General features: G+C 70.3%; 18 protein-coding genes. 6 read left to right on the plus strand and 12 right to left on the minus strand.

The features are described from left to right. Positions 1-80: 80 nt before the first annotated feature. The 6 genes from ACFZA0_RS33280 to acnA form a co-directional block, all read right to left on the minus strand. On the minus strand, positions 81-1,184 hold the full coding sequence (locus ACFZA0_RS33280) for a substrate-binding domain-containing protein (protein ID WP_391023977.1): 1,104 nt from the start codon (positions 1,182-1,184) through the stop codon (positions 81-83). Between the two features lie 133 nt (positions 1,185-1,317). Beyond that, a complete protein-coding gene (locus tag ACFZA0_RS33285; RefSeq protein WP_391023908.1) occupies positions 1,318-2,517 on the minus strand; it encodes an ROK family protein in 1,200 nt (399 codons plus the stop codon). A gap of 262 nt (positions 2,518-2,779) precedes the next feature. Continuing rightward, on the minus strand, positions 2,780-3,715 hold the full coding sequence (locus ACFZA0_RS33290; protein WP_391023910.1) for an ABC transporter permease subunit: 936 nt from the start codon (positions 3,713-3,715) through the stop codon (positions 2,780-2,782). 4 nt (positions 3,716-3,719) lie between these two features. After that, positions 3,720-4,646, minus strand: coding sequence for an ABC transporter permease subunit (locus ACFZA0_RS33295; protein ID WP_391023912.1), 927 nt, complete (start codon positions 4,644-4,646; stop codon positions 3,720-3,722). Positions 4,647-4,728: 82 nt separating this feature from the next. Then, positions 4,729-6,183, minus strand: coding sequence for an N-acetylglucosamine/diacetylchitobiose ABC transporter substrate-binding protein (gene ngcE / locus ACFZA0_RS33300; RefSeq protein WP_391023914.1), 1,455 nt, complete (start codon positions 6,181-6,183; stop codon positions 4,729-4,731). A 611-nt stretch (positions 6,184-6,794) separates the two neighbouring features. Beyond that, complete coding sequence (gene acnA / locus ACFZA0_RS33305; RefSeq protein ID WP_391023916.1) at positions 6,795-9,509, minus strand: aconitate hydratase AcnA; 2,715 nt, start codon at positions 9,507-9,509, stop codon at positions 6,795-6,797. Between the two features lie 288 nt (positions 9,510-9,797). Here acnA and ACFZA0_RS33310 point away from each other — a divergent pair, with 288 nt between their 5' ends. From ACFZA0_RS33310 to ACFZA0_RS33320, 3 genes are all read left to right on the plus strand, one after another. After that, positions 9,798-10,316, plus strand: coding sequence for a DUF6193 family natural product biosynthesis protein (locus tag ACFZA0_RS33310; protein WP_391023918.1), 519 nt, complete (start codon positions 9,798-9,800; stop codon positions 10,314-10,316). Positions 10,317-10,475: 159 nt separating this feature from the next. Beyond that, complete coding sequence (locus ACFZA0_RS33315; protein WP_391023920.1) at positions 10,476-10,673, plus strand: DUF4236 domain-containing protein; 198 nt, start codon at positions 10,476-10,478, stop codon at positions 10,671-10,673. A gap of 136 nt (positions 10,674-10,809) precedes the next feature. Further along, on the plus strand, positions 10,810-12,339 hold the full coding sequence (locus ACFZA0_RS33320; protein WP_391023922.1) for a UDP-N-acetylglucosamine 1-carboxyvinyltransferase: 1,530 nt from the start codon (positions 10,810-10,812) through the stop codon (positions 12,337-12,339). A gap of 608 nt (positions 12,340-12,947) precedes the next feature. Here the strand turns inward: ACFZA0_RS33320 and ACFZA0_RS33325 are convergent. After that, on the minus strand, positions 12,948-14,264 hold the full coding sequence (locus tag ACFZA0_RS33325; protein ID WP_391023924.1) for a hypothetical protein: 1,317 nt from the start codon (positions 14,262-14,264) through the stop codon (positions 12,948-12,950). A gap of 494 nt (positions 14,265-14,758) precedes the next feature. Between ACFZA0_RS33325 and ACFZA0_RS33330 the strand changes: the two genes are divergently transcribed. Continuing rightward, positions 14,759-15,808, plus strand: coding sequence for a lysylphosphatidylglycerol synthase domain-containing protein (locus ACFZA0_RS33330; protein ID WP_391023979.1), 1,050 nt, complete (start codon positions 14,759-14,761; stop codon positions 15,806-15,808). A gap of 31 nt (positions 15,809-15,839) precedes the next feature. Here the strand turns inward: ACFZA0_RS33330 and ACFZA0_RS33335 are convergent, their stop codons facing one another. The 4 genes from ACFZA0_RS33335 to ACFZA0_RS33350 all read right to left on the minus strand — a co-directional run bounded on the left by ACFZA0_RS33335 (position 15,840) and on the right by ACFZA0_RS33350 (position 21,883). After that, the gene (locus ACFZA0_RS33335; protein WP_391023926.1) at positions 15,840-17,225 is read right to left on the minus strand and encodes a DUF3500 domain-containing protein; all 1,386 of its coding nucleotides are present in this window, start codon (positions 17,223-17,225) and stop codon (positions 15,840-15,842) included. A gap of 123 nt (positions 17,226-17,348) precedes the next feature. Next, on the minus strand, positions 17,349-18,425 hold the full coding sequence (locus tag ACFZA0_RS33340; RefSeq protein WP_391023927.1) for a WxL protein peptidoglycan domain-containing protein: 1,077 nt from the start codon (positions 18,423-18,425) through the stop codon (positions 17,349-17,351). 101 nt (positions 18,426-18,526) lie between these two features. After that, entirely contained in the window at positions 18,527-20,503 is a 1,977-nt protein-coding gene (locus ACFZA0_RS33345) for a fibronectin type III domain-containing protein (protein ID WP_391023929.1), read from the minus strand. Positions 20,504-20,659: 156 nt separating this feature from the next. Further along, entirely contained in the window at positions 20,660-21,883 is a 1,224-nt protein-coding gene (locus ACFZA0_RS33350) for a HupE/UreJ family protein (RefSeq protein ID WP_391023931.1), read from the minus strand. A gap of 265 nt (positions 21,884-22,148) precedes the next feature. Here ACFZA0_RS33350 and ACFZA0_RS33355 point away from each other — a divergent pair, with 265 nt between their 5' ends. Together ACFZA0_RS33355 and ACFZA0_RS33360 are read left to right on the plus strand one after the other, a co-directional pair. Next, complete coding sequence (locus ACFZA0_RS33355) at positions 22,149-22,823, plus strand: hypothetical protein (protein ID WP_391023933.1); 675 nt, start codon at positions 22,149-22,151, stop codon at positions 22,821-22,823. A 116-nt stretch (positions 22,824-22,939) separates the two neighbouring features. Then, entirely contained in the window at positions 22,940-24,199 is a 1,260-nt protein-coding gene (locus tag ACFZA0_RS33360) for an amidohydrolase (RefSeq protein WP_391023934.1), read from the plus strand. 407 nt (positions 24,200-24,606) lie between these two features. On the opposite strand, the gene ACFZA0_RS33365 is transcribed toward ACFZA0_RS33360, so the two are convergent. Next, entirely contained in the window at positions 24,607-25,605 is a 999-nt protein-coding gene (locus ACFZA0_RS33365; protein ID WP_391023936.1) for a helix-turn-helix domain-containing protein, read from the minus strand. Between the last annotated feature and the right edge of the window lie 15 nt (positions 25,606-25,620).

Here is a 25,620-nt window from a genome sequence, read left to right on the forward strand (position 1 = left end):
CCGGAGGAGCTGTGAAGCAGGCTGTCCCGCCACGGCAATTCAAGGACGAACTGCCGTGGAAGAGAAGGGACTTGACCTGGTTAGTTGAGGCCGATCTTGTCGCAGGCCGCCTTGTACTTGGCGGTGCAGATCTCGGCGGCCGTGTAGACGCCGTCCTTGATGACGGTGTCCTTCACGTTGTCCTTGGTCAGCGAGGTGACCGGGACGAGGACCGACGGAACGGCCTTCGTGGTCGGGCTGTCGACCGAGTCCTTGGCGACCGAGGTCAGGGCCTTGCCCTGGGCGAGGTCCACGGCCATCTCGGCGGCGGCGTCGGCCTCCGGCGCGTAGGGCTTGTAGACGCTCATGTACTGCGTACCGGCGACGATGCGCTGCACACCGGCGAGCTCGGCGTCCTGGCCGGTGACCGGGACGGAGATGCCCGCGGCGTCGAGGGCGGTGATGATACCGCCGGCCATGCCGTCGTTGGCGGAGTAGACGCCGACGATGTTCTTCTTGCCGAGGGCCGAGATCGCGCCCTCCATGTTGGCGTTGGCGTTCTCCGGCTTCCAGTCCTTGGTGTCGTACTCCTTGCCGATGTTCACCTTGCCGTCGAGGACGGAGTGCGCGCCCTCCTTGAACTGCTTGGCGTTCGGGTCGGTGACGGAGCCGTTCATCATGACGATCTTGCCGCTCTTGGCCTTCGAGCCGAGCGCCTTCAGCAGCGCCTCGCCCTGGGCCACACCGACCGACTTGTTGTCGAACGAGGTGTAGGCGTCGATCGGGCCCTCGGCCAGGCGGTCGTACGCGACGACGGGTATGCCGGCGTCCTTGGCCTTCTGGACCGAGCTCTTGATCGCGGCGGAGTCGACAGCGTCGATGATCAGCACGTCCACCTTGTTGGTGATCATGGTGTCGACCTGCTGGCTCTGCGTGCTGGCGTCCTGCTTGGCGTTGGCGTAGACGACCTCACCCTTGTTGTTCGTGAGCTCCTTGACCTTCTTCTCGATCAGGGGCTTGTCGAACTTCTCGTAACGAGCGGTCTGGTTCTCCGGCAGGAGCAGGCCGACCTTGATGGCGTCGCCCTTGCTGGCGGCCGACGAGGAAGACTTGCTGTCGTCGTCCTTGGACTCCTTGGCACTGCCACAGGCGGCCAGCGAGACAGCCATCGCACCGGCGGCGACGGCAAAGGCGGTACGACGCATACGCGTGTTCACTTCAGAAACCTCCCTGACGAGGCCGCGACGTTGCGGCCGAGGTGGCTGGAAGTCAACTCGGCCCCGAGTGCGGCGTCAAGAAGTAAATCCTTAACGAGATGGCAACGATGCCATCCGTTCTCTAAGTGAAGACAGGTGCTTCGGTGGACAGAGCACCGTCCAACAGGGTCGAATCGCCCATCTCGCTCAGCGCCAGCGCGAGGGCGCCCAGCACCTCCGCACGACCGCCAAGTGCCCCTGGAAGTACGGACAGTTGACGCGCGGCGCTGGGGATCGCATAGCGCCCCACGGACTCCCTGATGGGGCCGAGGACGAGCTCCCCGGCCTCCGCGAGATCGCCCCCGAGGACGACCCGGCTCGGGTTCAGCAAGTTGCACAGGTGAGCGACGCCACTGCCCACATGACGCCCCACGTCGGCGATCACACGCCGGCAGCCGGGGTCTCCGTCACGGGCGAGGCGGACCACCTTCTCCATGGTCAGACCGGTCCCGTGGGTCGATCTGAGCAGCGGCAGGACGTACCGCGCGGCGGCGAACGTCTCCAGGCAACCGCGGTTGCCGCAGCGGCAGACGGGGCCGGACTCGTCGAGGGTGATATGACCGATTTCACCCGCTGTGCCACCCGGCCCGCGGTAGATGCGCCCGTCGATCACCAGACCGGCGCCGACACCGCTGGAGACCTTGATGTACGCGAGGTCCCTGACCCCGCGGCCACTGCCCCACACCAGCTCGCCCATGGCGCCCAGGTTGGCGTCGTTGTCCACGTGCACGGGCACGCCCAGGCGCCCGCGCAGCTCCTCGGCGGGTTTGGTGCCCGTCCAGCCCGGCAGGATCGCGGTGGACCCCAGGGTGCCCGACTCGACGTCGATGGGACCGGGCACGCCGAGCCCCACGCCGGCCACCTTCGTACGGTGCACGCCGGTCGACTCGATCAGCCTGTTGACCAGCTCCTCGGCCCGGTCCAGGCCCTGCGCGGCGGAGGCGTCCACGTCCAGCGGCTCGGCCTCCTCGGCCAGCACCTGGTGGGCGAGGTTGCCGACGGCGACGCGCAGGTGCGTGTGCCCGAAGTCCACGCCGACGACGATGCCGGCGTCCCCGCTCAGGGAGACGCTGCGGGCCCTGCGGCCCCCCGACGACGTGGGCGTGACCTCGACGGTCCCGCCGTCCTTCAGCTCCCGCACGATGTTGGACACCGTCGCCGCCGACAGGCCCGTCGCCCTCGCGATCTCCGCCTGGGTGAGGGATCCGGCCAGCCGGACCGCGCGTACCACCCGCTCCAGGTTGGCTCGGTGCAGCGACGACTGCGACCCTGGAGTCTCCACGACGACCTCCTGCGCACGGGGTCGCCTCGATGAGACCCCGTCTATGTCCAACTAGTGAACTCTAAGCTGAGCCGTTCGGGTTGCCTCCCGTCAAGAGGTTGAACCACATCGGGTCCTTACGTGGGCACACGGCGTGGGCTACGCGCGGGAACGCGCCCCCGCGCGAGCGCGGGGGCGCGTAGGACGGGCGCGCGAGGGGCGCGAGTGCGCCGGGACCAGGGCGGAGGCGTCCGGCCGACGGGGGCCGGGACCGCCCGGCGCGTTACTTCAGCGCACCGGCCGTCAGTCCCTGCACCACCTGGCGCTGGAAGACGATGTACGCCGCGAGCACGGGGAGCATCGCCATCACCAGACCGGCGAACAGCCCGGACCAGTCGCCCTTGTAGCCCTGGCTGGCCGCGAGTTCGACCAGCCCCTGGGTGAGGACGTGCTTGTCCGGGTCGGTGTTCAGCACCGTCGGCAGCATGTACTGGTTCCACTGGCCCAGGAAGTTGAAGATGCCGACGCTGATCAGACCGGGCTTGGCCATCGGCAGCATGATCTGGAAGAACGTCCGGCTGTGCGAGGCCCCGTCGACGAAGGCCGCCTCGGCGACGGAGGTCGGCAGTGTCCGGAAGAACGAGGTCAGGAAGAACACCGTGAACGGCAGCGAGTACGCGATGTACACGAGGATCAGGCCGTGGATGGTGTTCAGCAGCCCCATGTTGTTGACCACGTAGAACAGCGGGACCAGGGCGAGCATGATCGGGAAGCTCATGCCGCCGACGAACAGGTAGTAGATGAACCGGTTGCCCGGGAAGTCGAACCGGGCCAGCACGTACGCCGCCATGGAGCCGAGGATCAGCGTGCCGATGAGCGAACCGCCCACCACCAGAATGGTGTTGAGGAAGTAGTCGCTCATGTTGGCGTCGGTCCAGGCCCGCGCCCAGTTGTCGAAGTGCAGCTTGTCGGGCAGCGCCCAGGGCGAGTTGAAGATCGCGCCGTCCGACTTGAAGGACGTCATCACCGCCCACAGCAGGGGCAGCACGACCATGAACGCCCACAGGACGAGCATGCCGTGGGAGAAGACGTTGAGCACTCCCCCCTTGCTCTTCCTGCGCGCTCCGCCGCCGGGCGCCGTCGGCGCCTGCGGGTCCGTCCTGTCGATCGGGCCGCCGGGGCCGGAGCCGGAACCCGCGGGTGTCTCAGTGGTCTTCATGTGATCAGTACTCCAGCCGCTCGCGCCGGCCCAGCCGCAGCACCACGGCGGCGAAGGCGAGGGTCACGACGAGCAGGGCGACGCCGATGGTGGTTGCGTAGGCGGCCTGTCCGTCGCGGAACGCCTTCTGGTACACGTACAGGACCATGACGGTGGTCGAGTAGTCGGGACCGCCCGGTCCGGTCGTCATGATCTGTACGACCGCGAACGACTCGGCGCCCAGGGCGAGGATGCCCATGTAGACCCAGCCGGACTGCACGGTGTCCCACAGCAGCGGCAGGGTGATGCGGAAGAACGTGGCCGCCCGTCCGGCGCCGTCGAGCAGCGCCGCCTCGTAGAGGTCCGCGGGGATGGAAGCCATTCCGGCGGAGAAGAGCACCACGAAGAAGCCGACCGAGGACCACACCAGCACCGCCATCACGCACCACAACGCGAGGCTCGGATCGCCGAGCCAGAGCGGCTGGACACTGTCGAGCCCCACCCCGCGCAGCAGGGAGTTGATGGCGCCACTGTCCGGGTTGTACGCGAAAGCGAACAGCAACGCGACGATCGCGATGGACAGCACCTGCGGGAAGAAGTACACGATCTTGTAGAACGCGGAGCCGCGGACACCGCCGACCGCCGGCCCGCCCCCGCCGTGCCGGCCGCCCACGTTGAGCATGAACGAGAAGAACAGCGCGAGGGAGATGGTCACTACCGGCAGCACCAGGGCGAACAGCAGACTGTGCTCCAGCGACTTCCAGAAGATGTCGTCGTGCAGCATCCTCGTGTAGTTGTCGAAGCCGACCATCTTGAACTCGGGGCTCAGACCGGTCCAGTCCGTGAACGAGTAGTAGATGGACTGGACGAACGGCCAGACGACGAACAGGGCGTAGAGCCCCAGGGGAACCACCAGGAACCCCACGATGAAGCGGTACTTGCCGTGCTGCATGTGCTACCGACCCCGATCTGTGGGCAGGTGCCGCCGCCGGGGCGCGCCCGCCGACGGGCCCCGGCGGCGGATCCTCACTGGCTCACTGGTGCTTGTAGTGCTTGATCGACGAGTCCTTGGCGGCCTCGTCGGCGTAGCCCTGGATCTTGTTGATCGCCTCGGCCGGAGTGAGGCGGCCGGCCATCATCTCGCCCAGACCGGAGACGCCGATCTTCTCCTTCTGGAGCTGCACGTACCAGTCCTGGAGGCGGGGGTTGAGGACGTTGTCGCCGGCCTTCTCCAGCGCCGCGACACCGGACTTGAGGCCCGGGGTGAGGCTGATGCCGGTGGTGCCGCCGTTGAAGGCGGTCAGCGACTTCACCTTGGCCGTGAAGTTCTTCGACGACGCCTCGCTGAGCATGATGCGCAGCTGCTCCATGCCGCCGGCCGCGTTCTTGGCCTTGGCGGGGACGATGAAGGGCTCGCCGCCGGAGGCCCAGATGGTGCCGAAGGGCATCTTGTCGGAGCTGTCGATGCCGGTGGGCGCGGAGACGGCGAGGTCGAAGTCCTTCGGGATGACGTTCGCGGACTCGTTCTCCACCCAGGAGCCGTTCGGGATGAACAGCGCCTTGCCCTGGGCCCACGCGGTCTGCGACTGGATGTGGTCGAGGCCGGGGGTGCCCTTGAGGATGTAGCCCTTCTTGTAGAGCTCGTAGTACGCCTCGAAGCACGCCTTGACGGCGGGCGCCTTCCAGGCGTTCGGCTCCAGGTTGTCGATCGCGTCGAGCACCTCGCGCCCGCCGACCTTGCCGATCATCGGGTAGAGCGAGAAGGGGATGTAGTACGGGTACTTGCCCGCGTAGGTCCAGCCCGCCATGCCCTTCTTCTTGGCCTTGGCGCAGACCGCGAGCATCTCGTCCCAGGTCTCCGGGTACGTCGCGTCGAGCGAGTCGAGCGCCTTCTGCGAGTACCAGACGCCGTAGACCGTGTACGCGTAGTACATGATCCACACCGGGTCGCCGTCGAACTGGCCCATCTCCACGATGCCGGGCCGCAGCGTGTCGCGGACCTTCTTCGACGGGTCGTCGTAGGACGCGGCGTCCAACAGCGGCGTGAGGTCGGTCAGTTGCTTCTTGCCGACGAGAACGCCCATGTCCATCTGCTCGGCGCCGGAGTTGTCGATGAGGTCCGGCGGGGTGCCCTGGTTGAAGCGGGGCTGGAGGGTGGACTGGATCTTCTGCGTGGCGGAGAACTTGACCTTCGCCTTGGGGAAGTCCTTCTGGTAGATCTTCGTCGCGTCCTCGGCGTACTCCTTGCCGAAGCCGCCGTCGAAGAGGACGAACTCCATCTGCGCCGTGGCGTTGACGGCCAGCGGGTTCTTCGCGGACTTCGTCCCGGTCTTCGCCTTGTCGTCGTTGTCCCCGTCGCCGCTGCTGGCGCACGCGGACAGAAAACTCATCGTCGGTACGGTGATCAGGCCGAGCGCAGCGGACCGCTTGATCAGGTCGCGGCGGCCGACGCCTTCGGAACCGTGGTTACCGGCAGTTGTGGATCCCATGCTCAAGTCCTCGCCTTCTCCAGGACTCAGGCGGTGAACCGGATCCTCCCGGCACCGCGTTCTGGTCGTACTGGGTCGTGCAGGAAGTGCTGCCGTACGGGGACGTGCGGTCCGTACGGGGTGTGCGGATCGTGCTGGACGTGCGCCGTGCGTGAAGTCCGGGCCGGGCGTGCGCAGTTGTGGCCTGCGCTTTCGGGGCACCGGAGCACCCCGGTCCGGACCCTCGCGGGCCCGCCGGCGACCGGTCGAAGGGCTACCCGGACGCCGACAGGTATAGTCCACTTCCGGTCGGCGGAGCAAGATCGAACACAAGGTTGGCCGTTGGTCTTTTCCGAGTTGAGACCTCGCGGAAATATGAGCCGTCTGTGAGCCCCCGAACCCCTCGCGGGCCGGGGAACTCCTGTACGACCCCCGGTACCGCCCCCTCCCGGCCCCTGACCGCCGCCTGAGCCGTGGCGCGGGCGGCCGCGGCAATCCCCCTGCCCGCCGCGGGAGTTGGGTCCGGACAACGAAGTGGGCCGCACCCCCGGTCGGGGGTGCGGCCCACTTCGTTGTGCCGTACCGGCCCTTGGTGGTGGCCGGTGCGTCTGTCCGCCGCGCGGACCGTCCGCCTACTTGCGGATCAGGCTGCGCAGCACGTACTGCATGATGCCGCCGTTGCGGTAGTAGTCGGCCTCACCGGGGGTGTCGATACGGACGACCGCGTCGAACTCGACGCCCGAGTCGGTGGTGACCTTGACCGTGCGCGGCGTGGTGCCGTCGTTCAGCTCGGTGACACCGGTGATGGAGAAGCTCTCCTCGCCGGTCAGGCCGAGCGACTGCGCCGTGGCGCCCTCGGGGAACTGGAGCGGCAGGACGCCCATGCCGATCAGGTTCGAGCGGTGGATGCGCTCGTACGACTCGGCGACGACGGCCTTGACGCCGAGGAGCGCGGTGCCCTTGGCGGCCCAGTCGCGGGACGAACCGGAGCCGTACTCCTTGCCCGCCAGGACGACCAGCGGCACGCCCTGCTCGATGTAGTTGCGCGAGGCGTCGTAGATGAACGACACGGGCGCGTCGGGCTGCGTGAAGTCGCGGGTGTAGCCGCCCTCGGTGCCCGGCGCGATCTGGTTGCGCAGGCGGATGTTGGCGAACGTGCCGCGGATCATGACCTCGTGGTTGCCGCGGCGCGAGCCGTAGCTGTTGAAGTCACGGCGCTCCACACCGTGTTCGGTGAGGTACTTGCCCGCGGGGGTGTCGGCCTTGATGGCACCGGCCGGCGAGATGTGGTCGGTGGTGACCGAGTCGCCGAGCTTGGCGAGCACGCGCGCGTCGGCGATGTCCGAGACCGGGGTGGTCTCCATCGTCATGCCCTCGAAGTACGGGGGCTTGCGCACGTAGGTGGACTCGGAGTCCCACTCGAAGGTGTCGCCGGTCGGGATCGGCAGCGCCTGCCACTGGGCGTCGCCCGCGAAGACGTCCTGGTAGGACTTGTTGAACATGTCCTCGCCGATGGCGGAGGCGACGACCTCGTTGACCTCGGCCTCGGTCGGCCAGATGTCCGCGAGGTGCACCGGCTTGCCGTCCTGGTCGGTGCCCAGGGCGTCGCGGGTGATGTCCACCTTCATGGAGCCCGCGAGCGCGTAGGCGACGACCAGCGGCGGGGACGCCAGGTAGTTCATCTTGACGTCGGGGTTGATGCGGCCCTCGAAGTTCCGGTTGCCGGAGAGGACCGAGGTGACCGCGAGGTCGTGGTCGTTGACGGCCTTGGAGACCTCGTCCGGCAGCGGGCCGGAGTTGCCGATGCAGGTGGTGCAGCCGTAACCGACCAGGTTGAAGCCGACCTTGTCGAGGTAGGGGGTGAGCCCCGCCTTGTCGAAGTAGTCGGTGACGACCTTGGAGCCCGGGGCGAGCGTGGTCTTGACCCACGGCTTGCGGGTCAGGCCCTTCTCCACGGCCTTCTTCGCGACGAGCGCGGCGGCGACCATGACGTACGGGTTCGAGGTGTTGGTGCACGACGTGATGGCCGCGACCGTCACGGCGCCGTGGTCCAGCTCGTACGTGGTCCCGTCGGGGGCGGTCACGGGGACCGGGTTCGTCGGGACGCCGTTGGAGGCGGCCGGGGCGTCGGACGCGGGGAAGGACTCCTTGCCCGCCTCGTCGTCGTCGGCGACGTAGTTGCGCACGTCGCTCTTGAACTGCTCGGCGGCGTTCGCGAGGACGATGCGGTCCTGCGGGCGCTTCGGGCCGGCGATGGAGGGGACGACCGTGGAGAGGTCGAGCTCCAGCTTCTCGGAGAAGTCGGGCTCGGCCTGCGGGTCCAGCCAGAGGCCCTGCTCCTTGGCGTAGGCCTCGACGAGCGCGACCTGCTGCTCGCTGCGGCCCGTCAGCTTCAGGTAGTTGAGGGTCTCGTCGTCGATCGGGAAGATCGCGGCGGTGGAGCCGAACTCCGGGGACATGTTGCCGATGGTGGCGCGGTTGGCGAGGCTCGTCGCGGCCACGCCCTCGCCGTAGAACTCGACGAACTTGCCGACGACACCGTGCTTGCGCAGCATCTCGGTGATGGTCAGCACGAGGTCGGTGGCGGTGGTGCCCGCCTGGAGCTCACCGGTGAGCTTGAAGCCGACGACGCGCGGGATCAGCATGGAGACCGGCTGGCCGAGCATCGCGGCCTCGGCCTCGATGCCGCCGACGCCCCAGCCCAGCACACCGAGGCCGTTGACCATGGTGGTGTGGGAGTCGGTGCCGACCAGCGTGTCGGGGTACGCCTTGCCCTCGCGGACCATGACGACGCGGGCCAGGTGCTCGATGTTGACCTGGTGGACGATGCCGGTGCCCGGGGGGACGACCTTGAACTCGTCGAAGGCGGTCTGGCCCCAGCGCAGGAACTGGTAGCGCTCCTTGTTGCGGCCGTACTCCAGGTCCACGTTCACCTTGAACGCGTCGTTGGTGCCGAACTTGTCGGCGATCACCGAGTGGTCGATGACCAGCTCGGCGGGGGCCAGCGGGTTGATCTGCGCCGCGTCGCCGCCGAGCTCCTTGACGGCCTCGCGCATGGTGGCGAGGTCGACGACGCAGGGCACGCCGGTGAAGTCCTGCATGATCACACGGGCGGGCGTGAACTGGATCTCCTGCGCGGGCTGCGCCTGGGAGTCCCAGCCGCCGAGCGCGCGGATGTGGTCGGCGGTGATGTTCGCGCCGTCCTCGGTGCGGAGCAGGTTCTCCAGCAGGACCTTCAGGCTGTAAGGGAGCCGGGCAGAGCCCTCCACCTTGTCCAGGCGGAAGATCTCGTACGACTCGTCGCCCACCTGCAACGTGCTACGGGCGTCGAAGCTGTTCGCCGACACGACAGTCTCCTTCATTTTTGTGCGCGTTCCACCGCATCCTGCCGCCACACGTCCTGGCCGATCCGCTAAGGTAGGGCTAAGTTAGGTAAGCCTTACCGGGGTGGCGACTGCGGTGCGCCTCGGCAGATATCTCGATGTCGAGATAACTCTAGTACATGGGCGCCGACTGGTCATGCCCGGCCTCCGGCGACGGCCCGCCGCGCCCCGGGATCCCCGCCCGGACATGTCGCCCGAGGGCGCATGTGCGCGGATCTTCCCCTTACGGCGGCGCGGAGGCACACTGACGCGGTGAACGCCGACGGCACCATCCGCGCGGACGGCCCCGGGCCGGTGCCGCCCTCCTCCGGTTTCCCCGAACCGGCGACCGCACGCGGCCTCGCGGACGGCGGCGGGGACGGAACCGCCGCCGACCACGCGGTCGGGACGGCCGTCGAAGCGCGCTGGCGACAGCTCGTACTGGTCTGGCAGTGGGAGCGCAAGCGCCAGGAGGCGAACGCGCCGGACACCCCCTACCCGGGCATCGTCGCCCTGCTGGAGGCGGCCCGCGCCGACCCGGAGCTGCGGCGGCTCTACCCCTTCACCAGCCACTTCACGGTGAGCTTCAGCAGCACCGTGAAGTTCCCCTACGTGGTGCGGGCACCGTCGGTCACACCGCTGCCCGACGGGACGTACCGCGTCCACCGGCGCGAGGTCCCGGCGATGCTCGGCGTCGTCGGCAGCGCCGCGGAGGCCGTCGCCCTCGTGCGCGCCCATCTGCCCGAGGGACTCGGGCCCGCGGTGGCCGACGCGACGGCGCTGGACGGCTGAGCCGCGCGGCAGCCGGGCGAGGCACCCGCGCGCGGCACCCGGGCGCGGCAGCCGGGCCGGCTGTTTTCCCCAACCCCCGCTTCCCAGCCATCAGTTCGAGAAGTGGGGGTACGAGGTGGGGGCCGGGAGCCTCCCGGCGGATCCTCGACGGGAGACACCATGCCGCTCACATTCCGCAAGAGCTTCAAGATCTTCCCCGGCGTGCGCCTGAACATCAACAAGAAGTCGCTGTCCATCAGCACCGGCGCCAAGCACGGACCTCACTACACCCACAGCACCACCGGCCGCCGGACCACCTCCATGGACCTGCCCGGCCCCTTCGGCTGGCGGCGCACCCGCAACGCCAAGAAGGACTGACCCGCGGCCCGTCGCCCGCGAGGCTCGTGCCGCCGGTATCGCACCGGCATCCCATCGGCGCCACTCAGGGGGCCGTCCGTCACCCGGACGGCCCCCTGCGCATGCGCAATCTCATATCTGAGATAGCCTCAACCTCATGGCAGACGACTACCTCGTACGCATCGGCAAGCTCATCCGTGACGCCCGGCAACACCGCGGCTGGACACAGGCACAGCTCGCCGAGGCGCTCGGCACAAGTCAGAGCGCCGTCAACCGGATCGAGCGCGGCAACCAGAACATCAGCCTTGAGATGATCGCCCGCATCGGCGAGGCGCTCGACAGCGAGATCGTCTCCCTGGGCTACGCCGGCCCGATGCACCTGCGGGTCGTGGGCGGACGCCGCCTCTCCGGCGCCATCGACGTGAAGACGAGCAAGAACGCGTGCGTGGCCCTGCTGTGCGCCTCGCTCCTCAACAAGGGCCGCACGGTGCTGCGCCGGGTCGCCCGCATCGAGGAGGTGTACCGCCTCCTGGAGGTGCTGAGTTCGATCGGCGTGCGGGCCCGCTGGATCAACGAGGGCAAGGACCTGGAGATCGTGCCGCCGGCCGACCTCGACATGGCCGCCATCGACGCCGAGGCCGCCCGCCGCACGCGGTCCATCATCATGTTCCTCGGCCCGCTGCTGCACCGCATGGACAACTTCAAGCTGCCGTACGCGGGCGGCTGCGACCTCGGCACGCGCACCGTCGAGCCGCACATGATCGCGCTGCGCCGCTTCGGCCTGGACATCGCGGCCACCGAGGGGCTCTACCACGCGCAGGTGGACCGTTCGGTCTCCCCGGACCGGGCCATCGTGCTGACCGAGCGCGGCGACACGGTCACCGAGAACGCGCTGCTGGCCGCCTCCCGCCACAACGGCGTCACGGTCATCCGCAACGCGTCCTCCAACTACATGGTCCAGGACCTCTGCTTCTTCCTGGAGGCGCTCGGCGTCCGCGTCGAGGGCATCGGCACCACCACCCTCACCGTGCACGGCGTGCCGGACATCGACGTCGACGTCGACTACTCGCCCTCCGAGGACCCGGTCGAGGCGATGAGCCTGATCGCCGCCGCGGTGGTCACCGAGTCCGAACTCACCGTGCGGCGCGTGCCGGTGGAGTTCCTGGAGATCGAGCTGGCCGTGCTGGAGGAGATGGGCCTCGACCACGACCGCACGCCGGAGTACGTCGCCGACAACGGCCGCACCCGGCTGGTGGACCTCACGGTCCGGCCCTCCAAGCTGGAGGCGCCCATCGACAAGATCCACCCGATGCCGTTCCCGGGCCTCAACATCGACAACGTCCCCTTCTTCGCGGCCATCGCGGCCTCGGCGCAGGGCCAGACGCTGATCCACGACTGGGTCTACGACAACCGCGCGATCTACCTCACCGACCTGAACCGCCTCGGCGGACGCCTCCAACTCCTGGACCCGCACCGGGTGTTGGTGGACGGCCCGACCCGCTGGCGCGCGGCGGAGATGATGTGCCCGCCGGCCCTGCGCCCGGCGGTGGTCGTCCTGCTGGCGATGATGGCGGCGGAGGGCACGTCGGTCCTGCGCAACGTCTACGTCATCAACCGCGGTTACGAGGACCTGGCGGAACGGCTGAACTCGATCGGGGCGCAGATCGAGATCTTCCGGGACATCTGACGGACAGCCGCCGCGCCCCTCACCCGAGCACGACGGGTGGGGGCGCGGCGGCGTCTTCAGAGTCATGCACTGTGAATAGCGCGGCACCCGCAGGCGATCTCCCGGCCCGCCTGCGAGGCCAGCAAACCTGGACGATGCCGCCCGCTACGCCGACCAGACCTTCGCGAGTCGACCGGACTGAGCCTGTCGCGGGGCGACTTCAAGAACGGCCTGTCCCCACGAGGGGTAACCGGCGCGACCGTGGCCCCGCAGAAGGACCCGACCGCTGCCCCTGCGCTACCGAGTCCTCACCTCCTGTCCCGCCCAGTCCGCTGGCGACGTGCCGCGTTGACCCACCGCCGCTTTCGACTGCCCCAGCGGCCTTCCGCCCAGCGGCAAGACCGTACGGCCCGCGGGGGGATCGCCGTTACGCATGGGGAACACGCGGGTACAGGCGGGGTGGCAGCCCTCGCACCTGCGGCAGGGAAGGGGCGCCGTTGCCGTGGGTACCGGTCAACTCGACCTTGATATATATGACTTGGGTGATCCCGTCGAGAACACAGTCTCCGATCACAACACGTTCGGGGCGTCCGGCGCCCTGTACCGCTCACCGCCGTGCCCGGGCCGCGTCACACCTGCACGGAGAGCGCCGGGAAGACGGTCACGGAGCCGTCCTTGTCACGGGCGATCTCGATCGCCACGTCGGCCGGGCGGCCGTCGGGTGTGACGCCACGGCCCAACTGGTGAAGCCGGTGCGACGCGTTCAGGAGGCGTTCGACCTCACTGTTCGTGAAGACGGGCCGCCGGCCGCCCGGGCGCGCGAGCTCCAGGGAGGACAGGCGGATCAGGACACTTCCGATGCCCGACTCCAGTTCATCGAGCCACCGTTGATCGCTCCTGAGCTGCCGGGTGAAGTTCTCGAACGGGTTGCCGGGATCGCTCTGGGCATGCTCCACGGCCTGGAGGACGACGACCCGGCGCTTCAACGCGACGGCTAGAGAAGCGAGTTCGAGGTGGGTGCGGAACGTGCCGCCCTCGTCGTCGAAACCCGGGAACGCCTTGGTCAGCGTGGCGAGTTCGACGGCCTGCCCCACGGGCAGTGCGTCGAGCGCGCTCCGCCAACGGCCGAGGCGCATCTCGACGTCGCTCAAGGCCGTGTCGATGGCGTGCACCGCCGAGTCGAGCCCCAGTGAGACACCGAGCCTGCCCTGGTCGAGCAGGATAGACGTTGCCTTGTCGACCGCCGCACGGCAGCCGCTGAGCGCACTGCGCTCCTTGTCGAGTGCATCCTCCTGTAGCTGCTCGAGCAACTCCGTGATGTGCGCGACGGCCTGCTGCCGTTTCTGATCGGCGTGCGCGCTCACCCCCACCGCGACGGCCATGAGCACGAGTGGCGCGGCCACGGTGAGCAGCGTCCCACCGGCCGCAGCGGCACCGGCCGTGGCTGCCGCCCCGCCTGCCGTACCCGCAGCGGCCGCCCCGCCCACCGGCACGAACGTGGCGCCGGCGACGATCTTGCCCGACCGGTCCACGAGTGGGCTCAGGATGGCCCCGGCTCCCCCCTTCGCCGTCATCGAACGGACGCAGCCCTGCCCGAGCTGGGAAGCGACCTTGGCCGGGACGACCATGCGGAAGAGGGTCTCGCCGGACGCCGTCGCCCTGGCCGCCGTGAGGGACGTGCGGGTGGTCTGTGTGATGAACTGCGACAGGTGCTGCGCCAGGGGGCTGGCGGCGTCGAGCGGAAGACCAAGGTCGCGGTCGAGCTTGTCGGACAGCGGGTGCGCCTCCAGCGTGACGATCGGCTGGTCGGCCATGACCGCCAGCACCCCGCGCATCTCGGCCAGGCGCTCGGCGGTCATCGACTCGCCCATGGTCAGTCCCGGCACCCGGACGTCGGCGGTCGCCAGCGTCCACACAGGTACGGTCGTCCTGCGGTCGTCAGTCATCGTCTTCCCCTGTTTTCCTTGCACCAGCGCGTGTGTCGCACCGGACGAGAGCGCCGCCCGGTCGTCGGTGTCCCGTCACCGCGACTCCATCCAGATCCATCCTGCCAACTCGGGCAGGTGCCTCGGTAGTTAACTCCCCACCGCGCGGCCCAGGCCGGTCCCCGGTACGGGTGATCATGACTGAGTACGCCATGGGGTTAACGATGAGGCCGACGCGGTCCCGTGGGTGCCGGACCGCCGTGGATCAGTGCTCCCAGAGCATCCCTCCACTCCGACGCCCACGTCCTCGGTTCTTCGATCTGCCCGGCGGTGAGTCCGTGCGCGGTGTCGTCCTCGTACCCGCCCGCGCCTCTGGGGCGGTTGTGACGCGTCTCGATGCCGGCCGATCGGACGCAGCGCTTCGGATGTCGGCGGTTTTCGCCGAACTCCCGCCCGTCCGCGCCTTGTTGGCCTCCGGACATTTGCGCGTCATCCCCGGCGGGCATCTCTCCCTCGTGCCCCTGCTGCCGCTCGACGACTCGTCCGGGCCGCTTCCCGGCCCGGTCGCCATCGCTCCGGTCTCTCCCGTCGGCCCCGCCGTCGGCTCCCCCTCCCCCTTCGCCGCTCCCCCGGGCTCCCGGCTCCTCCAGCGGGCCGCGGTGCTGCTTCCGGTCGCGCTGATCGGTGTCTGGGCCGTCGTCGACTGGCCCGGAGTGCGCGACGGCGCGACCCGGCTGTTCGCCGCCGATCCCCGGTGGCTGCTGCTCGGGGTGCTGTTCACCTGCCTGGGCTGGGTGGTCGCCGCCTGTGTCCGGCAGGGGGCCGTGCCCGACCGGCTGCCGCCGGGGCTGCTGCTGGCCTCGCAGGTCGCCGCCGGGGCCGCCAACCACGTGCTCCCCGCCGGTGTCGGCGCCCACGCCGTCACCCTGCGCTTCCTGCGGCGCCAAGGCGTGCCGCTCGCCCGGGGCACCGCCTCGATCGCCCTGTACTCGCTGGTCAGACCCTTGGCGAAGATCCCGGTCCTGGTCGTCCTGGTGCTGACCGTGCCCGGCGCGCTGGAGTTCGGTGAACTCGTCCCGGACGGCGACTCGCTGTTCCTGGTCACCGGGGGCCTGCTGCTCGCGCTCACGACCGCGCTCCTGCTGGTGACGACCGTGCGGTCACTGCGCGGGCCCGTGCTCGCCTTCCTGCGCACCGCCCTGTGCGACGCGCGGGCGGTGCACACCCGGCCCTGCCGCGTCCTCGCCCTGTGGGGCGGCGCGGCCCTCGCGCCGGTGCTCCAGGGGTGCGTGATCGCCTCGGTCGGCACCGCGCTGGGGCTGCCGCTGCCCTGGGCGCAGGTGCTGCTCGCGTTCCTCGTCGCGGGCACCGCCGCCGGGGCCGTGCCCGCGCCCGGTGGCATCGGGCCGGTGGACGCGGCGCTGGTGTTCGCCATGACGGCGCTCGGGGCGCCGCTGGGTCTGGCCACGACGACGGTGATCGGCTACCGCGTCCTGACGGTCTGGCTGCCCCTGGTCCCGGGCGTGCTCGTGCTGTCGGCGCTGGTGCAGCGCGAGGCGCTGTGAGCACGCCCGGGACGGTGGGCCCCGGCCGTTCTCAGTGGTCCGTCTCCTTGTGGAGCTTGAGCAGGTCCACGCCGTAGTCGCCTCCGTTGGGCGTGCGGACGATGGTGTGGATGTGCTGCTGGGTCGGGGTGCCCTGGGGGCCGCCGCCGGGGAGACCGCCGCCGGGACCCGCCGACGCCGAGGCCGTGCCGGTGGGGGACGCGGAGGCCGAGGGCGAGGCGGACGTGCCGGTCCCGTCCTCGTGGTAGGCGAGCGGCGACTCCGCGTCGTACTCGATGAGGACGACCGGACTGTGCACGCGGTAGTAGAACGCGGAGTCGTCCTCGTGCTCGCCGATCCAGTAGAAGTACGTGTCGTCGAGGTGCTTCTCGATCTCCCGCATGCGGACCCGGGCATGGCCCTCGTCCTGGTAGCCGACGTACACCTCGGCCAGGTCGAGCAGGAGCTGCTGCTGGCGGTGGCCGAGCGCGGAGCCCTTGACGCCCGCGTACGCGAGGACGGCGTTGTCGTTGCCGGCGCCCACGACGAGGTCGGTGCCGGTCTTCTCCGCCGTGGACAGCGCCGCCGCGAGCTGCGTGGCGTCCAGGGAGCGCAGCAGCTTGAGACCGGCCGCCGTCTCCTCCCGGAACAGGTGGTAGTCGACACCGCCGTACGTGATCTTCGTCGGCTCGGAGCCCATGAAGGTCGGGGTCATCACGACCTGGTCGCCCAGGACGAAGTAGTTGACGACGAGGTGGTGGCCCTCGAACTGGAAGCCCCACGGCTCCCTCGCGGACGGGGTGCCCATCACGGTGAACCAGTAGGCGTCCTCGTTCAGGGCCTTGGTGGTGTCGCCGGAGTACTCGCCCAGGAACTGGTTGAGCCTGCGGATGCTGGTGGCCTGCTTGAGGCCGCGGGCCGAGAGCGCGGACTTCAGCAGCTTCGTGCCGAGGGCGTACTGCTTCGCGGTCAGGTCGCGCAGGGCGACGCCGTCGCGATCGTTGGAGTCGACGTTCGTCCAGTCGAGCCACTGGTCGGAGTCGACGTCGTAGAGGGTGGCCGCCCGCTGGGCCGTCGTGAGCGAGTCGACGAAGGCCCTGGCCGCGCGGACGACGGGTGTGGTGGACACGCCCGTCGAGTGGACCGCGTAGAGGCCGGAGTCGACCGTGCCGTCCGTGGTGACGCCCACGAAGTCGTCGTAGGCGATGGTCTGGCCGAAGCCGCCGCCGGCGGGCGGGCCCGAGGGAGTCGCGCTCGCCGACGCGCCGGCGGTGGCATCGGCGGCCGGCTCCTCCGCGTCGGCCGTGGTGGCGACGTAGCCGCCCATGACGGCGACGGCGGAGACGCCGCCCGCCAGCAGTGTCTTGTTCATGAACCAGCGGCGGGAGCGGTGGGCCCCCGGGGTGCGCGGCTTGTGTCCGTTCGGTGATTCGGTCATGCCAAACACCCTGTCGGCGGGAGATAAGGCTGCCGTGGCAGGACGCTGTGCGGGCGATGTGAGTCTTCGCCGAGCCATCGCACTTTGGTGTCAATTGCTGTGCCATGTACGGCAGTTGTGGACTCAGGCCTTGCGTGCGTCTTCCTTCCCGTTCGCGCGCAGCGCCCTGTCCACCGCCTCGCGGACGCGGGCGTCCTCGCGGTCGCGGCCCCGGGCACGGGAGCGGCGCACCAGGAGGAACGCGCCGACGGCGGCCGCGAGCAGGAGCAGTACCAGGGCGAGCAGCGTCCACGGGACCGCCCAGGTGCCGGCCGTCGCGGTGACGGCGCGCAGGGAGCTGGTGGAACCGGCGTCGTCGGTGAGCAGCGGGGTGACGGTCGCGGTCGCGCTGAGGCGGACGGCCGGGGGCACGTCGTGCACCTTCACCGAGACCTTCCACCGTTCGCCCGGCAGGAGTTGGGGCGCGGCGGCGATCTTCGGGGCGTCGGTGCGCAGCGTGCCGAAGGGGCCGTCGACGCGCACCTTCTGGTTGCCGGAGAGCATCGCGTTGCCGGTGTTGTGCAGGGTGTAGGTGACGGTGGCGTCGCCCCCGGCGAAGGGCGCGGCGGTGCCGTCGTAGGCGACGCGCAGGTTCTCCACGGCGAGGGCGGGCCTGAGCGGGCCGCTGACGCGGAGCTTGACGCGTATGCCGAGGCGCCGGTCGACGTTGATGCCCTCGGTGTCGTCGGCCTGGCGCAGGGAGGTCAGGAGGGCGCCGACGTGGTCGCCGGGGGTGGCGTTCGCGGGGACGCGCACGGTGAAGGGGACGGTGGCCGTCCGCCCGGCCCCGATGGTGACCGCGCTCTTCGCGGGGCGGACCCAGGCGCCGACGCCGGTGGACCTGCCTTCCTTGGTCAGGACGTCCAACTGGCCCTTGTCCGTGGTGAATCCGTCGGCGGCGTAGAGGGTGAGGGTGAGCGGTTCGTCGCCCTTGTTGGCGACGACCATCTCGTCCTTGACGGTGCCGCCGGGGTTGACGGTGTAGCTGAAGCTCGACCGGTCGTCGCCGTACCCGTTGGCGGCCGTGCGGACCGTCCAGGTGACGTCGCCGTCGGCGGCGCGGGCGGGAGCGGTGGACCCCCAGACGGTCGCGACGGCGGCGAGGACGGCCAGGGTGAGGGCGACGACCGGGTGAAGGAGGCGGGACGGGGACGCGTGCATGTCGGGCTTCTCCTGGACAGGGGGCGGGACGGGCCGCCGGGCGCGGACCGCGGCGGGTCCGGACGGTCCGGCGACCCGTCCCCGGGGGTGGAACGGGGAGGTCAGCTGCTGAGCGCGGTGACCGTGAGGGTGGCCCGGTAGTCGCCCTTGTCGACGCTGTCCGGGATCTTCAGGTCGAGGTCGGCACCCAGCTTCGCCGAGCCGCGGGCGTGGCCCTGTGCGGCGGAGGCGAGGCTGCGGGAGACCGCGAGGCCCTGGCCCTTGTCGTCGTAGCCGGAGGCCACGGTGGCCCCGGCCCGCGCACCGGCGCCCGCCTCGGTCACGTGCGGCGTCCAGCCGAGGTACGCGCCGGAGAACGTCTTGCCGGCGTCGGCGAAGTCGCTCACGTCGGCCGAGACCGACCACGGGGAGAGCGTGCGGCGGGTGTCCTTGACGACGATCGGGTTGATCCTGCCGGAGGCGACGAAGTTGAAGTTCTCCGTCTCCTCGGCGGTGCCGAGGTCGACCAGGCCGTTGTAACCGTCGACGGTCCAGCCGAACTCGCCGGGTGCGGCGGTCGGGACGTCGACCTGGAGGGACTGGCCGTCACCGTTGTACGGGTGGACGGTGACCTTGTCGACGACCGAGCCGACGCCCTTCGTGGTGGTGGTGTTGGTGCACGAAGCACCGTGCTCTACCTCAGAGTTGGGCGCGGCGCAGGTGCCGCTGCGCAGGTTCTCGACGACGAGCTTGTCGTCGCGGACCTGGACCTTGACGTAGGAGCGGACGTGCTCCTGGTTCTCGACCGAGTTGTACCAGTAGTTGCCGGGGTTCAGCGGGTCGGCGCCGTTGCCGGAGCCGCTGGTGCCGCTGCTGTCGGGCGCCGTGATGTCGTAGTACTTCGAGCCCGAGGCCGAGTTGGCGGTGACGTAGAGGACGCCGCCGGGACCCGGGTAGACCTCGTCCTGGCCCGGCTGCTCGGCCGCGTCGGCCTTCTGGCCGTTCTTGATGAGGTAGCTGCGGGAGTAGCTGTGGTCGTGGCCCTGGAGGACCAGGTCGATGCCCAGCTTGGAGAACGTGGTCGGGAAGTCCGTCCGCCGCGTCTTGTTGTCGCTGTCCTTGGCGTGCGAGGCCGGCGAGTAGATGGAGTGGTGGTAGACCAGCACCTTCCACTTGGCCTCGGCGCCGTGCGCGTTGACGACGTCGGTGACGTACTTGGTGTGCGCCTCGTCGCCGCCGCCGCCGGTGGAGGCGGAGTAGCTGTTGCTGTTCAGGTCGATGAACAGCACGTCCTTGTAGATGTACCAGTAGTCACCGCCCGAAGTGTTCGACGCGGGCTGGCCGTTGGCGTAGTACGCGGCCGAGTTGTCGGTGTTCGGCGTGGCGAAGTGCTGCTCGTACGCCTTGCCGCCGACGTCGTGGTTGCCGATGGTCGCGGCCCACGGGTACTGGCGCAGTTCGTCGGGGGCGAGGAACGAGTTCCACTGCGTCTCGTTGTTGGCGGTCTCGACCTGGTCGCCGCCGGAGACGAGGAGTTCGGCGTTCGGGTTGGCCGTGGTGGCCACGTCGAGCGTGTCCTTCCAGCCCGTCCCGTCCTCGGCGGTGTCGCCGGAGGAGCCGATCTGGGGGTCGCCGAGGAACAGGAAGTCGTAGTCGCCCTCGAAGTCCTGCGTCTTGAAGGAGTACGTCGCCGACCAGTTGCCCGCGGAGCCGACCCGGTAGGAGTAAGTGGTGTTCTCCTTCAGGCCGGTGACGGTGGCGTGCCGGTTGTAGCCGCCGCTGGTCGCGATGTTGGCGGCGCCCAGGGCGTCGAACGTGGCGGCGCCGGCCGGAAAGTCGCCCGCGACGAGCTGCGAGGTCGGCGCGAGCTGCACCGCCTGGGCGGTGTCGGCGGAGGAGTACCAGCTCAGCGTGCGCTGGGTCTCGTTCGCGCCGACGCCCAGGACGATGCCGGAGACGGTGGCGGTGTCGGCCGCGGCGGCCGGGGTGGCCGCCGAGCCCGCGAGGGCCACGGCCAGGCCGAGGAGGGCCGCGGTGGCACCGGCGGCCACGCGGTGACGCAGGGGCCCGCGGGCCCTGCCGGAGTGCTTGGGTCTCATTCGGTTTCGTTTCTTCTGTGCACATGACGTGCGCATGTGGTGGAGACAGTAAGTTTTCGGTAAGAGATGAACGGCGTGCGAATGCGATCTTGGAAATGGCTGAACGTCGGGGACCTGCTGCTTCACCAGGGGTTTTTGCCAGTTGTTGACGACCCGTCAGCCCGCTGCCAGGCGCTGCACGAACCAGACCAGGCCCATCGCGGTCACGCCCGCTGCGATGGTCCCGGTGGCCCACAGACCGGCCCGGGGGTGCCTGCGGCGCAGCAGCATCAGCAGGGGGAACACCGCCGCGACGATGCCGAGTTGCACGGTCTCGATGCCGACGTTGAAGACCAGCAGCGACCACAGCAGGGTCCAGGACCAGGCCGCGTCGATGCCGAGCGCCCCGGCGAACCCCAGACCGTGCACGAGGCCGAAGCAGAACACGACGGCCAGGCGCAGCCGGCCGGCCCGGTCGAGGCCGAACCTGCCTTCCTCGTCCGGCACTTGGAGGTCGTAGACCTGGGTGCCGAGCTCGCGCAGCCGCCACAGGTGCCAGGCGGCGACGACGGTTATGGACAGCGCGATGACGGGTTCGACGACCCGGGACGGCACGTCCACCAGGCCGAGCGCGGCGAGCAGGAACGTCACCGAGTGGGCCAGCGTGAACGAGGTCGCCGCGAGCACGATCTCCCGGGGTCTGCGGGAGCCGGCGATGAGGGCCAGCAGGAACAGGATGTGGTCGATGCCGGTCAGCAGGTGCTCGGCGCCGAGCCGGAAGAACTCCCAGAAGCGCGTGGTCCAGGACTGGCCGACGGAGAACGAGGGCCGCGCGGCGTCGAGCGCCGCGCTGCCGTCGTGACCGCCGACCGCGTACGTGACGATCGTCTTGGTGCCCTTGACGTAGCCCTCGGAGTCGGGGAAGAGACCGGCGCGGACCACGTGGTCGTCGCCGTCGTGGCCGCCGCACGCCCAGTCCAGCGTCAGCACGGCGTACGGAACGCCGTCGGCCGTGGTGGTGCGGAAGCCGCCGCGACGGGACGGGACGCACGCCTCGCCGCCCGCGGTGACGGTGAGGCGGCCGGTGACGTAGTCGACGACGGAGCGGGTGTGCGCGGTGAGGGCCGCGGCCTGGGCCGCGTCGTCCTGCGCGTCGAACGCGGCGGTGCCCGCCCGGAACAGCGCGTCGTCGTGCCCGGCGTCGGCCGCCGAGACGACCAAGAGGTCGTACTCCAGCCTGAGTTGGGTGCGCAGGGGGCCGTTGCCGTCGCCCGTGACGTGGGCGTACACGGTGGACGAGAAGCCGTGCGCGGCGGCGGGCTGGGCGAGGGCGAGGCCCCCGACGAGGGTGAGTACCGCCGCCGCACAGGCGAGCAGAAGGCGGCGAACACGGTGTGACATGGGAACTCCTTGAGGTTGCCCGTGCACCGTGGGGGCCGGAGGTGAACCGGAACCGGCGATTCGGAGAACCGTGCGGGAACAGGTGATCGAACGGGGGTCGCGGGATGGAGAAAACGTGACGGGACGCCGCAGGATGTGGGCGCGGCACCCCCGCGAACCGCGTCCCGCCCCACGGCGCCGGTCGCGCCACTCGGCGAGCCGCACCACCCGCACGCACCGCACGAACCGCGCCGCGCCCGGCGCCGGAGCCCCTCGGAGGACGACCTTGCGCCGCCCGTACCTGGCCGTGGCCCTCGCCGCCGCGGCCGTCGCACTCCTGGGCGGCTGCGCGCGGGGTGACGACTGGTCACAGCCCCGCCCGCAGCCGTCCGCGATCGGCGAACTGGAGGCCGGCTTCGTCGCCCCGTCCGCCACACCCGTGCCGGAGTCGACCATTACCCCGGCGCCCGGCTCGTGGTCCGGCGTCCGGCCGGGCGAGGGCTACCGCGTCGTGCTGCTGAGCGCCGGCACCGGGCGGCCGACGAAGACGCTCGTGGCGGCCGTGCGGCAGTGGGCGAAGGACGCGGACGTGGACCTGCGCACCGAGACGGCCGCCGACGACACCGACCTCGTCCCCGCGATCAACAGGGCGCTCGCCCTGCGCCCGGACCTCGTCGTCAGCGCGGGCGACGACCTCGTGGACCCGCTCGCCATGATCACGCCCAACCACCTGGCCCAGCGGTTCCTGGTCGTCGGCGCCGAACTCGCCGAGCCCACCGGCAACGTCACCGCCGTCGACTGGACCGGGGCGTCCTTCCGCGGGGAGGGCCTCGGCGCGTCCTCGGAGTACGACGCCGCCACCTTCACCTCCGCCCGCTGCGCCGCCGCCGTCCGCGCGGGCACGGCGGCGGTGGTCTCGGGCGTCACGGGCGTCGTGGTGTGGATGGACGACTACGCGTAGGGCCGGTGCGGGCGTCCGGTCCGGCCGCCGCGTCCGCCCGACGCGTGCTTCCCGAACGCGTGATCACCGCGGAGGTACGGTGCGGGCGTACATCGGTGCGCGAGGAGGTTCGGGACATGCAGCAGACAGTGACCGCCGGGCTGGCCACGATCAGTGAGGACCTGGCCGGGTTGTACCGGGACCTGCACCGGAACCCGGAACTCTCGCGCCAGGAGACGCGGACGGCGGCGATCGTCGCCGGGCGGCTGCGCGACGCGGGCTGCGACGAGGTCACCGAGCACGTCGGCGGGACCGGGGTCGTGGGCGTGCTGCGCAGCGGCGACGGACCGGTCGTGATGCTGCGCGCCGACTTCGACGCGCTGCCCGTGGAGGAGAAGACGGGCCTGCCCTACGCGAGCACGGCGCGCGCGGTCGACGGCGAGGGCCGCGACGTTCCGGTGATGCACGCGTGCGGGCACGACATGCACACCACCTGCCTGATCGGTGCCGTCACCCTGCTCGCGGCGACGCGCGAGCAGTGGGCCGGCACCCTGCTCGTCGTGTTCCAGCCCGCCGAGGAACTCGCCTCCGGGGCACGGGCGATGATCGACGACGGGCTGTTCGAGCGCTTCCCGAAGCCGCAGATCGTGCTCGGCCAGCACGTCGGACCGCTGCCCGCCGGATACGTCGGGCACGGCAGCGGCCCGGTGATGGCCGCCACCGACTCGCTGAACGTCACCCTGCACGGCCGCGGCGCCCACGGCTCCCGCCCGGAGGCCGGCGTCGACCCGGTGCTGATGGCCGCGAACGTCGTGACCCGGCTCCAGGGCGTCGTCTCCCGCGAGGTGCCGCCGGGCGAGACGGCCGTGGTCACGGTGGGCCGGCTGCACGCGGGCACGAAGGAGAACATCATCCCGGACAACGCCGAACTCGGCGTCAACATGCGCACGTTCACGCCCGAGGTGCGCACGACCGTGCGCGCGGCCGTCGAACGGATCGTCCGGGCGGAGTCCGACGCGAGCGCCGCGGTCGCCGAGCCCACCCTGGAGTGGTTCGCGAGCGCGCCGGCGCTGGTGAGCGACCCGGAGAGCACGCGGACCACCGTGGCGGCGTTCACCGAGCACTTCGGCAAGGACCGTGTGCAGCCCATCCCGCAGGTCAACGCCAGTGAGGACGTAGGGGTGTTCGGGGAGGTGCTCCAGGTGCCCACCGTCTTCTGGTTCTGGGGCGGACTCGACCCCGAGACGGTCGTCACGGCCCTGATGGAGGGGCGGTTCGACGAACTGCCGGGCAACCACTCGCCGCACTTCGCGCCGCTGATCGAGCCGACGCTGAGCACGGGCGTCGAGGCCCTCGTCGTGGCCGCCCTCACCTGGCTGGGTGAACTCGCGCGCTGAGCAAGGGCGTTGTGACCGCTTCAACCGGCTCCCCGGGCCGCGGGTTCCGGTTCCGGTTCGCCGATCCGGGTCCGGCCGCTGTTCTCGAGGGGAGGCCGGACCCGGGTGCACGCCGGACGGTTCGGCGTTCGCCGTCCGTGTGGACACCGCCGGGTGAACCGGTAACCGGGTGGAGACGAGCGGCGCCGACACCGTTCGTTCTCACACCTTCCGCCGGGCCCTGGTGACAGGTGAACCGTATAAGCGCGCGCCGGGGAGTGTCGCTCCGCTTCGCGCGGCCGTACTCCCATTCGCGCGTGCGCACCCGGCGCCACGGCGCCGCGGCCCGCGCCGTCGCGTGCGGATTCGTGCACGGTTTCGTACGCGCACCCCGGGACCGGCGGCGCACGCGCGGGGGTCCGGCGTCGTCACACGGCCCTGCGGAGCGTCTGTGAGGGAGTCTCGCCGAAGCGGGCCCGGTAGCGCTGCCCGAAGCGGCCCAGGTGCGAGAACCCCCACTGGTAGGCGACCTCCGCCACGGTCGTCATCCCCGGTTCCCCGCGCAGCAGTTGGGTGTGGGCGTGCTGGAGACGCACCTCGTTGACGAACGCCGTCGGCGACATGCCCACGTACCGGCGGAAGGCGTCCTGGAGGCTGCGCACCCCGACCCGGGCGATCGCCGCGAGTGCCGCCGCGTCGTAGGGGTCGCCGGGCCGCTCCCGGACGGCGTCCATCACCCGGGTGACCGCCACCGGCGGCACGGACGGGCGGGGGGTCTCCAACTGCTCGCGGTGCGAGTGCCCCACGGCGAGCAGCAGCCCCGACATCAGCGACTGCTCGAAGCGGGCGCGGAACAGGTCCTCCTGGAGCAGCCCGCCGTCCTCCTCGTGGTCGCGCAGCCCCCACGTCGCGAGGCTCACCCAGCTGCGTCCGGCTCCCCGGGTGACGTCGAAGGACGGGTCGAAGCGGGGCGCGCGGGCGAGGCGCCGGCCCAGCAGGTTCTCCAACTGGGCGTGCACGGCGGCCTTGTCGAGCTTGACGGTCAGGGCGTCGCAGTCGCCGGACCAGTCGTCGACGCGGATGTCGTACTCGGGGTCGAAGAACACCGCCTGCCGCGGGGTGGCCCAGGTGGCCTCGGCGGAACCCTGCTGGACGCTGAAGGCACCCACCAGCGGCACGGCCAGGTGGTAGTAGCCGGGTTCGCCGAAGGCGAGCCGTACTTCCGTTCCCAGGCTGAGTCTGCCGATGGTGAACGGCCCGAGGTCGCTGACGCCGAGGTTCGCCCGGAAGTCCTCCCGCGACCCCGTCAGATCCACCGCCAGGTCGTAGTAGTGGACCGAGAGCGCGTCCCGGATCTCCTCCAGGGAGCGCGTGCGGTACCTGCTGTAGACGGCCTCCCGTCCGCGTTCCGATGTCTCCGCTGTCACAACCGTCCCCCGAAC

The sequence above is a fragment of the Streptomyces sp. NPDC008150 genome (assembly GCF_042956945.1).
Taxonomy (GTDB): Bacteria; Actinomycetota; Actinomycetes; order Streptomycetales; family Streptomycetaceae; genus Streptomyces.

Bases quoted from the DNA above. Each gene is read 5' to 3' on its own strand.
- ACFZA0_RS33280 (WP_391023977.1), bottom strand. From the start codon at position 1,184: ATGCGTCGTACCGCCTTTGCCGTCGCCGCCGGTGCGATGGCTGTCTCG.
- ACFZA0_RS33290 (WP_391023910.1), bottom strand. From the start codon at position 3,715: ATGAAGACCACTGAGACACCCGCGGGTTCCGGCTCCGGCCCCGGCGGC.
- ACFZA0_RS33295 (WP_391023912.1), bottom strand. From the start codon at position 4,646: ATGCAGCACGGCAAGTACCGCTTCATCGTGGGGTTCCTGGTGGTTCCC.
- ngcE (WP_391023914.1), bottom strand. From the start codon at position 6,183: ATGGGATCCACAACTGCCGGTAACCACGGTTCCGAAGGCGTCGGCCGC.
- ACFZA0_RS33315 (WP_391023920.1), top strand. From the start codon at position 10,476: ATGCCGCTCACATTCCGCAAGAGCTTCAAGATCTTCCCCGGCGTGCGC.
- ACFZA0_RS33320 (WP_391023922.1), top strand. From the start codon at position 10,810: ATGGCAGACGACTACCTCGTACGCATCGGCAAGCTCATCCGTGACGCC.
- ACFZA0_RS33325 (WP_391023924.1), bottom strand. From the start codon at position 14,264: ATGACTGACGACCGCAGGACGACCGTACCTGTGTGGACGCTGGCGACC.
- ACFZA0_RS33335 (WP_391023926.1), bottom strand. From the start codon at position 17,225: ATGACCGAATCACCGAACGGACACAAGCCGCGCACCCCGGGGGCCCAC.
- ACFZA0_RS33340 (WP_391023927.1), bottom strand. From the start codon at position 18,425: ATGCACGCGTCCCCGTCCCGCCTCCTTCACCCGGTCGTCGCCCTCACC.
- ACFZA0_RS33345 (WP_391023929.1), bottom strand. From the start codon at position 20,503: ATGAGACCCAAGCACTCCGGCAGGGCCCGCGGGCCCCTGCGTCACCGC.
- ACFZA0_RS33350 (WP_391023931.1), bottom strand. From the start codon at position 21,883: ATGTCACACCGTGTTCGCCGCCTTCTGCTCGCCTGTGCGGCGGCGGTA.
- ACFZA0_RS33360 (WP_391023934.1), top strand. From the start codon at position 22,940: ATGCAGCAGACAGTGACCGCCGGGCTGGCCACGATCAGTGAGGACCTG.